11 protein-coding genes are annotated in these 14,004 nt (G+C 67.6%); 8 read left to right on the top strand and 3 right to left on the bottom strand.

Going from position 1 to position 14,004, the window contains the following annotated elements; genetic code table 11:
* Nucleotides 1-10: 10 nt before the first annotated feature.
* From OYT95_RS22715 to OYT95_RS22705, 3 genes are read left to right on the top strand one after another with little or no spacing between them, the layout of a single operon-like run.
* On the top strand, nt 11-1,492 hold the full coding sequence (locus tag OYT95_RS22715) for an aldehyde dehydrogenase (RefSeq protein WP_268789157.1): 1,482 nt from the start codon (nt 11-13) through the stop codon (nt 1,490-1,492).
* 25 nt (nt 1,493-1,517) lie between these two features.
* The gene (locus tag OYT95_RS22710) at nt 1,518-2,912 is read left to right on the top strand and encodes an MmgE/PrpD family protein (RefSeq protein WP_268789156.1); all 1,395 of its coding nucleotides are present in this window, start codon (nt 1,518-1,520) and stop codon (nt 2,910-2,912) included.
* 57 nt (nt 2,913-2,969) lie between these two features.
* On the top strand, nt 2,970-3,845 hold the full coding sequence (locus OYT95_RS22705) for an alpha/beta fold hydrolase (protein WP_268789155.1): 876 nt from the start codon (nt 2,970-2,972) through the stop codon (nt 3,843-3,845).
* Nucleotides 3,846-3,949: 104 nt separating this feature from the next.
* Here OYT95_RS22705 and OYT95_RS22700 read toward each other — a convergent pair whose 3' ends face one another.
* A complete protein-coding gene (locus tag OYT95_RS22700) occupies nt 3,950-5,326 on the bottom strand; it encodes an HNH endonuclease signature motif containing protein (protein ID WP_268789154.1) in 1,377 nt (458 codons plus the stop codon).
* 294 nt (nt 5,327-5,620) lie between these two features.
* Here OYT95_RS22700 and OYT95_RS22695 point away from each other — a divergent pair, with 294 nt between their 5' ends.
* From OYT95_RS22695 to OYT95_RS22685, 3 genes are all read left to right on the top strand, one after another.
* On the top strand, nt 5,621-6,685 hold the full coding sequence (locus OYT95_RS22695; protein ID WP_268789153.1) for a lactonase family protein: 1,065 nt from the start codon (nt 5,621-5,623) through the stop codon (nt 6,683-6,685).
* A 49-nt stretch (nt 6,686-6,734) separates the two neighbouring features.
* Nucleotides 6,735-7,649 carry a mycofactocin-coupled SDR family oxidoreductase gene (locus OYT95_RS22690; RefSeq protein ID WP_268789152.1) on the top strand — a complete coding sequence of 305 codons (915 nt, stop codon included), beginning with the start codon at nt 6,735-6,737 and terminating at the stop codon, nt 7,647-7,649.
* 157 nt (nt 7,650-7,806) lie between these two features.
* Nucleotides 7,807-9,405 (top strand): sigma-54-dependent Fis family transcriptional regulator, encoded by a 1,599-nt coding sequence (locus OYT95_RS22685; RefSeq protein WP_268789151.1) that lies wholly within the window; start codon nt 7,807-7,809, stop codon nt 9,403-9,405.
* An 11-nt stretch (nt 9,406-9,416) separates the two neighbouring features.
* Here the strand turns inward: OYT95_RS22685 and OYT95_RS22680 are convergent, their stop codons facing one another.
* On the bottom strand, nt 9,417-10,280 hold the full coding sequence (locus tag OYT95_RS22680) for a helix-turn-helix domain-containing protein (protein ID WP_268789150.1): 864 nt from the start codon (nt 10,278-10,280) through the stop codon (nt 9,417-9,419).
* A 152-nt stretch (nt 10,281-10,432) separates the two neighbouring features.
* Between OYT95_RS22680 and OYT95_RS22675 the strand changes: the two genes are divergently transcribed.
* Nucleotides 10,433-11,329 (top strand): alpha/beta hydrolase, encoded by an 897-nt coding sequence (locus OYT95_RS22675; RefSeq protein ID WP_268789148.1) that lies wholly within the window; start codon nt 10,433-10,435, stop codon nt 11,327-11,329.
* Between the two features lie 67 nt (nt 11,330-11,396).
* Here the strand turns inward: OYT95_RS22675 and OYT95_RS22670 are convergent, their stop codons facing one another.
* Nucleotides 11,397-12,491 (bottom strand): lactonase family protein, encoded by a 1,095-nt coding sequence (locus tag OYT95_RS22670; protein ID WP_268789147.1) that lies wholly within the window; start codon nt 12,489-12,491, stop codon nt 11,397-11,399.
* Between the two features lie 381 nt (nt 12,492-12,872).
* On the opposite strand from OYT95_RS22670, the gene OYT95_RS22665 reads away from it, so the two are divergent.
* Nucleotides 12,873-13,997 (top strand): NDMA-dependent alcohol dehydrogenase, encoded by a 1,125-nt coding sequence (locus tag OYT95_RS22665; protein WP_268789146.1) that lies wholly within the window; start codon nt 12,873-12,875, stop codon nt 13,995-13,997.
* The last annotated feature ends 7 nt before the right edge of the window (nt 13,998-14,004 follow it).

Genomic DNA, 14,004 nt, shown 5'->3' with positions numbered 1-14,004 from the left:
GAGCGGCACCATGAGTGTGCAGACAGAAATTTGGCAGGGACGGTACGACAAGCTGTTCATCGGCGGACGGTGGGTACAGCCGGCCTCCGAGCGCACGTTCGACGTGATCTCGCCGGCCACCGAGGAGCTCGTCGCGCGCGTCCCGGAAGGCGTCGAAGAAGACATCGACGCCGCGGTGAACGCGGCACGCGAGGCGTTCGACAAGGGGCCCTGGCCCCGGATGGCACTCGGCGAGCGGATCGCGGTCCTCCGGAAGCTCAGCGCGGAACTCGCCGCGCGCGAGGCCGACGCCGCCAGACTCGTCAGCGCCGAGATGGGTTGCCCGATCACCCTGTCCACGAAGATGCAGTCCATCGGACCGCGCCTGCTCCTGGACTCGTTCCTGGACCTCGCCCCCGCCTACCCGTGGGCCGACACGCGGTCGTCTGCAACCGGCAGCGCGCTGGTGACCCGCGAACCGGTCGGGGTCGTCGCAGGCATCGTGCCGTGGAACGCCCCGCTGCTCATCACCATGATCAAGCTCGCGCCGGCACTGCTCGCGGGCTGCACCATGGTCATCAAACCCTCCCCCGAGACCCCGCTCGACGCCTACCTGCTCGCCGACATTCTCGACAAGATCGGCCTCCCTGCCGGCGTCGTGAACATCGTCCCCGCGCAGCGCGAGGCCAGCGAATACCTCGTGCGCCACCGCGGCATCGACAAGGTCTCCTTCACCGGATCGACAGCCGCGGGCCGTCGGATCGCCTCACTCTGTGGTCAGGACCTGCGCCGCGTGACCCTCGAACTGGGAGGCAAGTCCGCCGCGGTCCTGCTCGACGACGCCGACCTCGAGGCCGCAGTCGCCGCGATCCGTGCGGTCTCGCTGCGCAACAGCGGCCAGGTGTGCAGCAACAAGACCCGGATCGTGGTGGCGCGCTCGCGGCGCGACGAACTCCACGACCGGCTGATTGACCTCATCAAGTCGATGCCCGTCGGCGACCCGTTCGACCCCGCCACCGAAATCGGCCCGATGGTCAGCGCCAATCAGCGGTCCCGAGTCGAGGGCTACATCGACGACGCGAAGGGATCCGGGGCCTCCCTGCTGGTGGGCGGCGGACGCCCCCACGGTCTCGACCGCGGCTGGTACGTCGAGCCCACGATCTTCACCGACGTCGACCCTGCCGCGAAGATTGCGCAGGAGGAGATCTTCGGCCCGGTACTCACGGTGCACACATTCGACACCGAGGCCGAGGCGATCGACATCGCCAACAATTCGGAGTACGGCCTCAACGGATCGGTGTTCGCCGCCGACCCGGAGCACGCACTGGCGGTGGCCCGCCACATCCGAACCGGCACAATCGAAGTCAACGGAAACCCGGCGGGCTTCAGCGCCCCGATGGGCGGTTTCAAGAACAGCGGCATCGGCCGCGAGGCGGGCCTCGAGGGCTTCGACGCCTACGTCGAGCTCAAGTCCTACGGAATCCCGGGCGGCCTGCTCGGTTCGCTTTCCTGACCCCAACACCGCAAAGGACACACCCATGGGCACCCTCCCACCCGTCGAAGAAGCCGTCGCCCGGCTCGTCACCGACCTGACCTTCGACACCATCCCCGCCGACGCCCTCGCCGGCGCCCGCCGCCTCATGCAGGACCAGCTCGCCCTCCAGGTCGCAAGCGCCTCGCTGCCCTGGAGCCAGGCACTGCTCGCACTCACCCGCGCCGCGCACGTCCCCGGCAAATCACACGTCGCGGCCACCGGTGACGAGATGAGCGCCGCCGACGCCGCCTTCGTCAATGCCTCCTTCGGCCACGGCTTCGAATACGACGACGCCCACCGCGCCAGCTCCTCACACCCCGGCAGCTGCGTCGTCTCCACCGCACTCGCCGTCGGCGAAGAACTCGACGCCACCATGGCCGAGGTCATCACCGGCATCGTCGCCGGCTACGAGGTCTACACCCGCATCGGCAACCTCGCCGCCCCCCAACTCCTCGAACGCGGCTTCCACCCCCACGGACTGCTGTCGAACTTCGGCGCCGCCGCCGTCACCGCCAAGATGCGCGGCTTCGACACCGAAACCACCGTCCACGCCCTCGCCATCGCCCTCAGCCACGCCTCCGGCACCACCGAATACACCTCCTCCGGCGGCTCCATCAAACGCATCCACTCCGGCATCGGCACCCGCAACGGCATCCGCGCCGCCGACATGGCCGCCGCCGGCATCACCGGCCCCACCACCTTCCTCACCGGCGGCAAAGGCTTCTACCGCACCTTCGTCGGCCGCCCGGTCGCCGACGACGCCGCCACCACCTTCGGCCTCGACCAGCCGTTCGAGATCACCCGCGTGTGGATCAAGCCCTACTGCTGCTGCGGCATCAACCACGCCTACATCGACGGCGCCCGCCAACTCGCGGCCCGCGCCGCCGACGTCGACTCCGTCGTGCTCGGCATCCAGACCGGCGGCGACGTCGTCATCGGCAACAAAAACGCCAACGCCTACGCACCCAAAATCATCGAGCACCTGCAATACAGCCTGCCGTTCCAGTTCTCGCTGTCGTTGCTCGGCAAGGGCAACGGCTTCCGCACTCACAACGAGTACCTGGCCGGGCGGCTCGACCTCGGCCCCGGCAGCGACGTCGCCACCCTCGCCCAGAAGGTCAAGATCGAGGTCACACCCAAACTCGACACCGCCTACCCCGGCCGCTGGGTCGGCGACATCACCGTCACCTACACCGACGGCACCACCGAACACCTGTTCATCGACAACCCCACCGGCACCGCCGAAAACCCGATGCCGCAGGAGGACCTCGACGCGAAATTCCGCGACGTAACCTCGGCATCGCTGGGCACCGAACGCGGCGACACCCTGCTGCGGGCCATCCAGCACGGCGACCCCGACCAACCCGCCTCCGACTTCGCAGCCCTGCTGAAGGTCTGATCCCCTCCGGCCGCCGGCCCCCACCGGGCCGGCGGCCGATGACGAGAAGGAGAGCTGATGGACGCCCAGGCCACAGCCCGGCCGATCCCCGTCGAGTTCACAGGATCCGGTGGGGTCCGCCTTGTGGGTGATCGGTGGGAGACCGACGATCGGCTGACCGATTCGACAGAGGGGACCGTTCTTCTCCTCCACGGCGGCGGCCAGACCAGGCACTCGTGGGATCGCACGGCGGCGCGACTGGCCGAGCGCGGCTGGCGCGCGGTCACTCTCGACGCACGGGGGCACGGTGACAGCGAATGGGCATCTGAGTATTCGGCCGAGCTTTTCGCGGCCGACCTCCAAGCGGTACTCACCGAACTCGGCGGCCGTGTCGTCGTCGTAGGAGCCTCGCTTGGCGGCCGGACGGGCATCGTCGTCGCGGGCGAACGCCCCCGTTCCCTCGCCGGGTTGGTGCTGGTCGACATCACGCATCGGATCGACCGCACCGGCCAGCGGAGGGTCCGCGACTTCCTGGGCGCGGCGCCCAACGGGTTCGCCTCGCTCGACGACGCGTCCGCGGCCATCGACGCCTTCCGCGGCACGCCACCCCGCCGTCGTCGCAGCGACGGGTTACGAAAGAACCTGCGTCTCAGAGGTGACGGTCGCTGGTACTGGCACTGGGATCCGGCCTTCGTCGGCTATGCGGACAACCGTGGCAATTCCGACGAGCGGTGGCTCGCGGACCTGGCCGCCCGGATTACGGTTCCTACCTTGATAGTTCACGGAACGAGGTCGGAGATCGTCTCGCGGGAGGCGGTCGACGAGATGCTCGACCTGGTGCCGAATTCCGAGGCCGTCGAAGTGGACGCGGGGCACATGATCGCCGGCGACGACAACGAGGCGTTCGCCCTGCACCTCGAAGGTTTCCTCGAACGGGCTCTTCCACCGCGCTGAACCCTGCCGCCGGTGTTTGGCAGTGCGGGTGCCCCGCATCCGAGTGGGGGCTCGGATGCGGGGCGTCTATGGGGGGATGGAGTTATGTTGCGGCGCTGGGCCGGTCAGGCCGCCGCGGGGCCGGCCCGCCGGTTGTGTGAGGGCAGCGGCCCACGGAAGGGGTCGACACTCGGCGGTGGAATGAACCAGGGGCGCCGGTCGGGGCCGATCTGGACCTCCCACCCGTCGTGGTGAATGATCCGGTGGTGGGCACCGCAGAGTAGGACGAGGTTGTCCATGTCGGTGAGGCCACCGTTGACCCAGTGCACGCAATGGTGGCCCTCGCACCAGACTGGTGGCGCCCCGCAGCCGGGGAACGCGCATCCTCCGTCGCGTACGGCCAGCGCTCGGCGTTGCTTTCGGGTTGCCGTGCGGCTGGTGATGCCGACGTCGAGGGGTGCGCCGTGGTCGTCGAGGATCACCGTGCTCACCTGAGCATCACACGACAGATGCCGGGCAGCGGTGATCGTCAACGGTCCCATCCACGCCGCCCACGCGACGCCCGTTTCCGCCAGCACCACCGCCCAGTCCTCCGGGGAAGTGGGCCGGTCGCCACCGGTTGGGCCAGCTGGGCCGGCGTGCATGTCGGTGCCATCCGTTCCACCTGCCCCGCCCACGCGGTCCTCACCGCGGGTGTCGACAAGGTCCCGTGCCCGCACCTGCACGCTGATGTGCGGGCGTTCGCTGGCCTCGGTGCCGTTCAGTCCGGACGCGAGGTAGCGGCGCAGCAGTTCGGTGAAGGCGTCGGCTCGCCGCCGTCCGGGGGCGCGCGCGTCCCGGGTCCCGTCCGCGGCCGGTCGTGGTGCGGCGAGCTTCGACAACGCGGTCAACAGCATTTCTCCGGTTACCGCATCCAGATCACCTTTGACCGAGACCCGTCCGTTCAACATCTTCGACGCGTGCAGTTCATTGCGGTCGAGATCCTCGCTCGCGGGGTGCGCGTCGCTTTCGAAGATCCGCTCCACCTTCGCGATACCTTCCCGGATCAGGTCTGTGCGGGCGTGTGGTCCGTCTGCTGCGGCCAGTAAGGCGTCCAGCACCGGACCCATAGCGTTCAGCGGCATTCCCTTCGGGGGTCGTTCACAGAACCGCAGAATCAACCCTGCGTGATCCGCGGAGATCTCGCAGCCGTAGAACTTTGCGGCAATCGCTGGCTGCGACCGGAGCCCTCGCGCCAGGTTCACGATCCGTCCAGCCGCCCCCGGTTCGAGCATCGTGTGCGCCACGAGCCACGCCTTCGCGTTGAGATGGCCCAGGATGTCGACCCGGCAGCGCGCATCCACCGCGTCCATCAGCTTCACCCGTACCGCCTCGAGGCGAGCGATTTCCGAGGACACCGTCAGCACCGTCTCGAGCAACTGATCCTCGGACAACCGCCACGTCTCCCCCACCGCCGGATCATCGTCCGGCACCGCCCCCTGAGTTCCCTCCCCGTCACCCATGCATGAAGACTACTTCGAACATCAATTCGAAGTCAATGGAAATTCACGTAATCATACTGTGCCGAAACGTATTCGACGCGGAGCAGGTCGCCCGGCCTCGGGCTCGCCTGCGCCGGAGTGTCCAGATAGTTGGACACTGCCACCCCGGCTCCCGGGTTTACGTTCGGCGTGGCGAACTCACCGACACTAGGAACCACGGAGGTTGCATTGAGAACTCGGAACCCGCCGGCGACTACGCGAATACGTACGACCGTACTGGCGATCGGCCTTGCTGCGACCGTGTCCGTCGGCGCTGTGGCCACCCCCGCAACCGGCGCGGCTCCGGCGGACAATGCGGAGAGGTCGAGCTACCTCCTGGTCGGTGGCACAGGCTCGTCGAACATCGGGGTGTTGCGCGAATCCGGCGGTCGACTGACTCCCGTCGGGCAGCCCGTGCCCACCGATACCGGCACGCTGTCGATCGCGGTCACACCGAATGGCCGGTTCGCGTATGTCGCACATACTGTCTCGGGCACACTGCAGGGATTCCGCGTCGGCGACGACGGCACACTCGAGCGCCTCGAGGACGCCCGCCTCGCTCCCGGCCGGCCGATCGTGGGTGCAGTCGTGAGCCCGGACGGGAGGTGGCTCTTCGCCACCGTCGGCTCGACGACCAACGACGTGCAGACGTATGCCATCGCGCCGTCCGGAGCTTTGACACTCGTCGATTCGGTAACCATCCCCGGCGCGACGAGTGGCCTGTCCATTCCGGTGGTGTCGCCGGACGGCCGATTCCTGTTCGCCCCGAGCTTCATCGGGGCGACGATGGACTCCTACGCGATCGGATCCGACGGGAGGCTGACACCGACCGGCTCGCAGGTGCCGACCGGTGATCGTCCGGCGCTGCCGTCGGTGACACCGAACGGCAAGTTCCTGTACATCACCAACGAGGGGACCAATGACGTCTCCGGATACCGCATCGCCCCCGACGGTGCACTGACCCCGATCGGGCGCTTCCCGACGAAGGCGATTCCGCACGGTATGGCCATCACACCGGACGGCAGGTATCTCTACCTTCCCCAGACCGGCGGTCAAAGTGTGAACGGATTCGAGATCCGAGACGACGGCGCCCTGGTACCCGTGCCCGGCGCCGACGCACCCAGCGCACCGGGCCACTTCCCCGGCCGCGTGGTGCTGAGTCCGGATGCCCTGCGGCTCTACGTCATCGACACGCTGACGACGACCGGCACCGCGAAGGTGTTCACCTACCTGGTGAAGCCGGGCGGGGCGCTCGAGGCCACGGCCGAACCACCGGCCGACACGGGTGTGACGTTCTCCGACGGCGCCACCGGAGTGTTCGCATCCGTCGATCCTGCGTGAACCACCCACCCATCCCGCACTACTGAATGAAATTCGAAAGGACATCGACATGGGACTACTGGACGGCAAGGTCGTCTTCATCACCGGCGCCGCACGCGGGCAGGGGCGAGCGCACGCGGTGACCGCGGCGAAAGAAGGAGCCGATGTCGTCATCACCGACATCTGCTCACCCGTCGACGGGATTCGATACGCGCTGGCGAGCAAGGAGGATCTCGACAGGACACAGGCTCTCGTCGAGAAGGAAGGCCGACGGGCGGTCAGTGCCGTCGCCGACGTCCGTGATCAGGCCGCGCTCGACGCGGCAGTCGCTCTCGGGCTCGACGCCTTCGGCCGGCTCGACGCGGTCATCGCCAACGCCGGACTGTGGGATCTCGGGCCCAAGCCCTGGGAGATCACCGAGCAGATGTGGACGACGGTCACCGACGTGGTGCTCGGCGGCACCTTCCGGACGATCAAGGCCACCGCGCCGCATCTCGTCGAGCAGCGTGGCGGTGCGATCGTATGTATTGCGTCGGTGGGCGGCCTGGAGGCTACGGCCGGATACACCCACTACATCACGGCCAAGCACGGCGTCCTCGGCCTGATGAAGAACACCGCTCTGGAGATCGCGGAGTACAACGTGCGGTGCAACGCCGTCTGCCCCGGCGCGGTGGACGCGAAGATCTGGGACAACCCGATGGGCCACCAACTGTTCGTCGCCCCCGGCGAGACGGCCAACCGCGACGTGGCGATAGCCGCGACGTACGGTTATGCGCCGCTGGCCGGCCGGCCCGCGCTTCCGCCCAACGCCACCAGCAATGCCGCATGCTGGCTGCTGTCCGACTACGCCGAGCACATCACCGGTGTGGCCCTGCCGGTCGACGCCGGGCACCTCCTGCTCCCCGGCGTGAACTTCGCGCCGCAGACCGAGGGGCCGGAAGCCGATCGCTACCGTTCACCGGCCCAGTCGCCCGACGATCTGTGATGGCCTGACGACACCGGCCCCGACCGCTGCACGCGGCCGGGGCCGGTGTCTGTGCGTCCTACCCTTGCCCGAAGGGGACGCATATATTATATTGTGTTCTCGCTCACATGTGGTGCGAGTCCGTTCCCATCGCACCTGGCCAGGAGGTGGTGTCGGAGTGCTCAGTAGGTCAGTGCATTCCACGGTCGACGCTCGGCCGGAAATCGCGTCGTCGTGGATGCGTTCGCAATTGTCGGGTCTCGACTGCGATACGACGCCGAAGCTGGACAGGATCGACGTCGCCTCGGACGGATGCCTCCGACGCGCCGCGGCGCCCGTTCTGGATCGCGTCTGCCGCGAGTTCGACGGTGCGCCACTGGTGTTCGTTCTCGCCGACCACGACGCCAGGATCCTGGATATCCGGCACGCCAGTCCGGCCGTCCGCGACGCTGTCGACTGGATGGGCATCGAGCCCGGCATCCGGCTGGCCGAGGACGAGGTGGGAACCAATGCGGTGGGCACCGTCCTGGAAGCCCGGCAACCGCTGCTCGTCCACGGCCCCGAACACTTCATGTCCGCGTTCCACGATTTCAGCTGCTTCGGCCAGCCGATCATTCATCCGATCACGCGAAGACTCGAAGGCGTTCTCGATGTCGGAGGCGGCGCAGGCGAGGATCACCGGTACTTCGCGCCGATCGCCCAGCGGTTGGTCGGGGAGATCGAGGATCGGCTGGCGCTGAGCACCCCCGTCGCGCAACGAAATCTGCTGGCGGCCTTTCATTCTGCGGCACGGCGGAAGGAACGGCCGGTGATGGTGCTCGGCGAGGGAATGGTGCTCGCGACCCCGGCGGCCCTCGACCTCCTCGATCCCGCCGACCATGCGGCCGTCCGAGCCAGCGCCGACACCGCTCGCACAACGGCCGTCACCAATCGCCTGACGCTCGAATCCGGGCGCGAAGTGGAGTTCACCTGCACTCCGGTCGACGGCGGGAACGGCGTCCTGGTCGATTTCGCCACGGCGAGAACGAGTCCGAAGCCGCAACCACGAACATCGGTCGAGGAATGGCCGCTCCTCGTCTTCGGAGAATCCGGCACCGGCCGGACGACCGAAGCGGTGCGTGCGGCCGGACCGGGCGGGGCGATCGTCGACGCCGCGGACGTCGTGCACAAGGGTGAGCAGGCCTGGGCCGTCGGACTCGGCCGGCAGCTCGAGCATGATGGTGCCGTCGTGATCATCGAGAACGTCGACTTCCTCACCGACTCGATGGCCACTCTGGTTGCCCGCCTCATCCGGGGCACGCGGCGACACGTCGTTCTGACCTCGACGAGTGCGGATGACGACGCGGCGATCCACCCCTCCCTGGTGGGGCTCTGCGCCGCACGACGTGAACTCGCTCCGCTCCGCCGGCGCCGCCACGAGATCCCCGGGCTGGCACGTCGGATGCTGGCGGAGGAAGCCGTGACGTCCGACCTACGCCTCACCTCGACGACGCTGCAGGTCCTGGCAGCACATCCGTGGCCGGGCAACCTCGCCGAACTCCGGCGGGTGGTCCACGCCCTGGCTCGGACCCGCTCGGCCGGAGACATCATTCCGACCGACCTTCCCGCACCGTACCGGGAAGTCGGCACACCCCTGTCACCCATTCGACATGCCGAACGGGAAGTGATCGTCGCGGCGATCGAAGCGGCAGGCGGCAACAAGCTCAAGGCCGCGCAGTCACTCGGGGTGAGCCGGTCGACTCTCTACAACCGGCTCCGGGTTCTCAAGATCGCCTGACCTCTCCGGTTCTACATCCGGCCCAGCCGTGCCAGTCGCTCCTGGGTCGGCGAACCGTCCTCGGCGGAGTTGAGCACCAATTGCTGCTCGGGCGCACCGGAGTAGCGGAATATCTCCCAGTCGAGAGTCAGTTCACCGACGACCGGGTGATTGAGCACCTTGACGCCGAAGTCCTGGCGCGCCACGTTTCTCGCCGCCCACCACTGTCCGAACTGACGATCGGCGATCGTGAGTTCGCCGACGAGCGCGGACAGGGCCGGATCGGCCGGATTGATGGCCGCCTCGCGGCGCAGGATCGCCACACAGGACCGCGCGACCGCCGTCCAGTCGGCGAACAGCTCCCGCATCCGAGGGTCGGTGAAGATGAGCCGCACATAGTTCAGCTCGTGCGGAGCCATCGCATCGAAGTCGGCATACACCTTGGTGGCCAACGGGTTCCAGGCCAAGATATCGGTCCGAGGACCCAGGACGATGGCCGGGGTGTCGGTGAGCTGGTCCAGTAACCGCCGCACCTGCGGGCGTACCCGGCTGCCGCCGGTGCGCAACTGCGCCGCCGGACGGGGCGTGGACCGGTGGGTGGCGTGGTCGGCCAGATTGTCGAGGTACTCGGATTGGTCCGAGTCGAGTTGCAGCGCTCGCACCAGCGCGGCGAGCACCTGCTCGGACGGGACGAGCCGCCCCTGCTCGATCCGGGTGTAGTAGTCGGTGCTGATCGCGGCGAGCTGCGCCACCTCCTCGCGCCGCAGCCCGCTCACCCGGCGGCGCTGGTCGAGGTCGGGTAGGCCGACGTCGGACGGCGACAGCTCGCTGCGGCGGGTTTTGAGGAACGCGCCGAGCTCACGTAGATGGGGTGCCTGATGTACCGGACTGGGCATGAAACCAGGGTAGGTCCGGGGCGCAGATTTATCCTGGGAAAGATCGTTCCCAGGATAAATGTCTCCCTTCCCCGGTTTCCCCGGAACTCCGAGACTAGGTGTCGAGCGATCCGGAATGCGGATCGGAATTCTCGAAACACCACGGAGGCACCATGACCACCAAATCCGATGTTCGGTTCACCAGCAGCGGCTTTCAGCTCGCCGGCCACCTCTACACTCCGGCCGAGGTCGACGGGCGGCTGCCCGCGATCGTCGTCGGACATCCCATGACCGGTGTCAAGGAGCAGACCGCGGCACTGTACGCGCAGCGCCTCGCCGATAAGGGTTTCATCACCCTGGCGTTCGATGCCGCGTACCAGGGTGAGAGCGAGGGCGAGCCGCGCGGACTGGAGGATCCGTTCCAGCGCGCGGACGACTTCCGGAACGCGGTGACCTACCTGAGCACCCGCGACGACGTGGACCCGGAGCGGATCGGCGTCCTCGGCATCTGCGCCTCGGGCGGCTACGTTCCGTTCGCCGCGCAGACCGACCACCGGATGAAGGCGGTCGCCACCGTCAGCGGCGCGGACGCCACCTGCTTCTTCCGCGTGCCGGACCCCGAGGCGTTCGCGAAGCTGGTCGGTCAGGCAGGCGCCGCGCGGACCGCGGAGGCAAAGGGCGAGGAGATCCCCATGGTTCCGGTGCTGCCGGACTCGGTGGACGCGTCGACGCCGAAGGCCGTCGCGGAGTTCTTCGATTACTACAAGACTCCGCGTGCACAGCACCCGCGGTCGATCGGGAAGTTCGCGCTGCGCAGCGTCGACCAGCTCGACCAGTTCGATGCGTACGCCGGTGTCGCGAAGATCGCGCCTAGGCCGCTGCTGATGATCGCGGGAACCGAGGCCGAGACCAAGGGCTTCAGTGAGGGCGCGGTGGCGGCCGGCGGCGAGACCGCCGAGCTGTTCGAGATCGACGGCGCCACCCACGTCGATCTGTACGACGTCGACCAGTACGTCTCGCAGGCAGCGGACAAGCTCACCGAGTTCTTCACCGAGAACCTGGCCGGATAGCCGGATCGGCTGCCGGTCGGTGTGACTGTGCCCCCGCCCCCGACTGGGGGCACGGTCACGCTCGCGCCTATGGCGTCTTCACCAGCACCGGTCCGTCTGCCACGACAGTGCCCGTGTCCACCGACGGCAGTGCGGACGGTGTCAGGCTGCCGTCGGGCCGGACGTCGAACGTATGCACCTTCGACGTGACCGTGGTGGTCAGGACGTCAGCCGCGTAGAGATGCCGCTCGTCGTCACTGAGAAGTACCCGGCCGGGACCCGTCCCCGGCGGTGCCGGATAGGGCGAGCCGGCAAGCGGAGTCAATGCTCCGTCCGCGCCGATCGAGAACCCCGAGACCCGGCCGCCGGAGACCTCGGGAATGTACAGACGGCGTCCGTCCCCGGTGATCTCTGCGCCGTGCGGCATACCGCCCGTCGAGTACGGGGATCCAGGTGTGGACGTCATCCGGCCGTCGGGCCCGATCGAGTAACCCGACACATTGCTTCCCTGCTCGTTGCTCACGTAGATGAAGCGACCGTCCGGTGTGGTGCCCGGGTTGACCGGGAGCACACCGCCGGGCACCGGCGAACCGAGAGCGGTGAGCGCACCGCCGGGCCCGATGGCAAAGCTCGAAATGGAACCGTCCACGGCGCTGACGAAACGGAGGTAGCGGCCGTTCGGGTCGACCGTCACCATGGGGATCGCACTCGTGCCTGCGACGGCGGTCGACGCGATCGGCGTCAGTGCACCGGATGCAGCGACCGAATACGAGGAGATGTGCCCCGGTAGTCCTCCCACTGCGACGAACAGCAGACTGCCGTCCGGCGACAGTACCGAGGTGACCGGTACACCGTCGGTCGCGACGTCCGCCCCCGGAATCGGATGCAACGCTCCCTGGTCGTCGATCCGGTATCCGGTGACCTTCCGTACGCCCGCCTGCGTGACATACACCGTTCGGCCGTGTGGCGCGACGGCCAACGAGAGCACACCCGCGCCGACCGGGAACGGCGACCCGTCCACCTTTCGCAGCGCGCCATCCGGCTCCATGCTCATCACCGCGACATTTCCGCTCGCGGTGCCACCCACCAGGAGGAACTGCGGAACCGTGGCCGGCGCGGCCGTTGCCCCAGGCACCGCCCACCCCGCACTCAGCAGAACTGTTGCCAGAACGACCGCTGACATCCGGTGTCTTCCGATTGCCGTCATCGACTCCCCTTCCCGCACGCGGCGGTACTCGTGAACTGTCGTGCAGTCGGATCTTTCTGTCAACGAGCGTGTTTCGGAACTCGCTCTCCGACCGCTCGCAATCGTACGAAGGACACGCGCGCGGAACTGTCCAGGAATCTGCACACCTGCGTCCCGTCGCGTCAATCATCCTTTGGATGTATCGGAATACGACCGATGGCAGATTCCCGCACGCCACGTCGGCAATCACACTGGAGCGCAGTATGGCGACCGTCACATCCATCCGACCGCATGATCCGCAACGGGATCCTGCCGATTCAGAAAGCCGCAGATGACACTCGACACGACCAGCGCATCCCTCTCACCGGTGGTGCGCAGATGAAGACACGAGGGGCAGTTCTGCTCGAGGTCCCGGGACGGTACGAGATCGTCGATCTGGACCTCGACGAGCTGCGACAGAACGAGATTCGTGTCCGGATGGTCGCCGCCGGCCTCTGCCATTCGGACGACCACTTCGCCACCGGCGACCAGATGCCCGGGATCCTTCCCATCGCCGGCGGTCACGAGGGTGCGGGCATCGTGGAGGCCGTCGGCCCCCACACTCCCGGCTACGAGGTCGGCGACCACGTCGTCTTCTCCTTCCTGCCGGTATGTGGCCGATGCAAGTGGTGCGCCCGGGGACTGCAGAATCTCTGCGATCTGGGCGCTCTTCTGACCACGGGCTGCCGTTTCGACGACCCCGGTTCGTATCGCCTCTCCCGGGGCGGCAAGCCGGTCGGTCAGCTCGCCGGGCTCGGAACGTTCTGCGAACGCATCATCGTTTCGACCGCGTCGGCGGTGAAGATCGACAAGGCAGTCCCCCTCGAGGTGGCGTGCCTCACCGGGTGCGGCGTCGGAACGGGCTGGGGTGCCGCGGTCAACTCGGCCGACGTCCGGGTCGGCGACGTGGTCATCGTGGTCGGGATCGGCGGTATCGGGATCAACGCCGTCCAGGGTGCCGCTCACGCCGGTGCCAGTGCCGTCGTCGCGGTTGATCCTGTTGCGTTCAAACGAGACACCGCACTGAAATTCGGTGCCACGCATGCTGTCGCGACGATCGAGGAAGCGAACGCGCTCACAGCCCCGCTGACCAATGGCCAGGGCGCCGACTCGGCGATCGTCACCGTGGGAGTGATCACCGGGAAGATCGTCGGCGAGGCACTCGCTGCGGTCCGCAAGGGCGGCACGTGTGTTCCGGTCGGAATCGGCGACACCTTCTCCAAGGACGGAGACATCAATCTGCACGACCTCACGCTGAGCCAGAAGCGGCTGCAGGGTTCGCTCTTCGGTGCGAGTCGGCCGACGTCCGACATTCCCGCGCAACTCGAGCTCTACCGGCAGGGGAACCTGCTGCTCGACGAACTCGTGACGAACCGATACACCCTCGACGAGATCAATCAGGGATACGAGGACATGAAGGCGGGCAGAAACATTCGGGGGATCGTCGTCTTCGATCACGAATGACCGCCTC

It is taken from the genome of Rhodococcus sp. JS3073, assembly GCF_026810085.1.
GTDB lineage: Bacteria > Actinomycetota > Actinomycetes > Mycobacteriales > Mycobacteriaceae > Rhodococcus_F > Rhodococcus_F wratislaviensis.
The sequence above is the reverse complement of the archived record's forward strand: the minus strand, read 5'-3'. Positions and strand labels throughout refer to the sequence as shown.

Excerpts from the sequence above, each read along its gene's own strand:
- OYT95_RS22690 (WP_268789152.1), top strand. The coding sequence starts at position 6,735 with ATGGGACTACTGGACGGCAAGGTCGTCTTCATCACCGGCGCCGCACGC.
- OYT95_RS22715 (WP_268789157.1), top strand. The coding sequence starts at position 11 with ATGAGTGTGCAGACAGAAATTTGGCAGGGACGGTACGACAAGCTGTTC.
- OYT95_RS22705 (WP_268789155.1), top strand. The coding sequence starts at position 2,970 with ATGGACGCCCAGGCCACAGCCCGGCCGATCCCCGTCGAGTTCACAGGA.
- OYT95_RS22675 (WP_268789148.1), top strand. The coding sequence starts at position 10,433 with ATGACCACCAAATCCGATGTTCGGTTCACCAGCAGCGGCTTTCAGCTC.
- OYT95_RS22670 (WP_268789147.1), bottom strand. The coding sequence starts at position 12,491 with ATGTCAGCGGTCGTTCTGGCAACAGTTCTGCTGAGTGCGGGGTGGGCG.
- OYT95_RS22710 (WP_268789156.1), top strand. The coding sequence starts at position 1,518 with ATGGGCACCCTCCCACCCGTCGAAGAAGCCGTCGCCCGGCTCGTCACC.
- OYT95_RS22680 (WP_268789150.1), bottom strand. The coding sequence starts at position 10,280 with ATGCCCAGTCCGGTACATCAGGCACCCCATCTACGTGAGCTCGGCGCG.
- OYT95_RS22665 (WP_268789146.1), top strand. The coding sequence starts at position 12,873 with ATGAAGACACGAGGGGCAGTTCTGCTCGAGGTCCCGGGACGGTACGAG.
- OYT95_RS22700 (WP_268789154.1), bottom strand. The coding sequence starts at position 5,326 with ATGGGTGACGGGGAGGGAACTCAGGGGGCGGTGCCGGACGATGATCCG.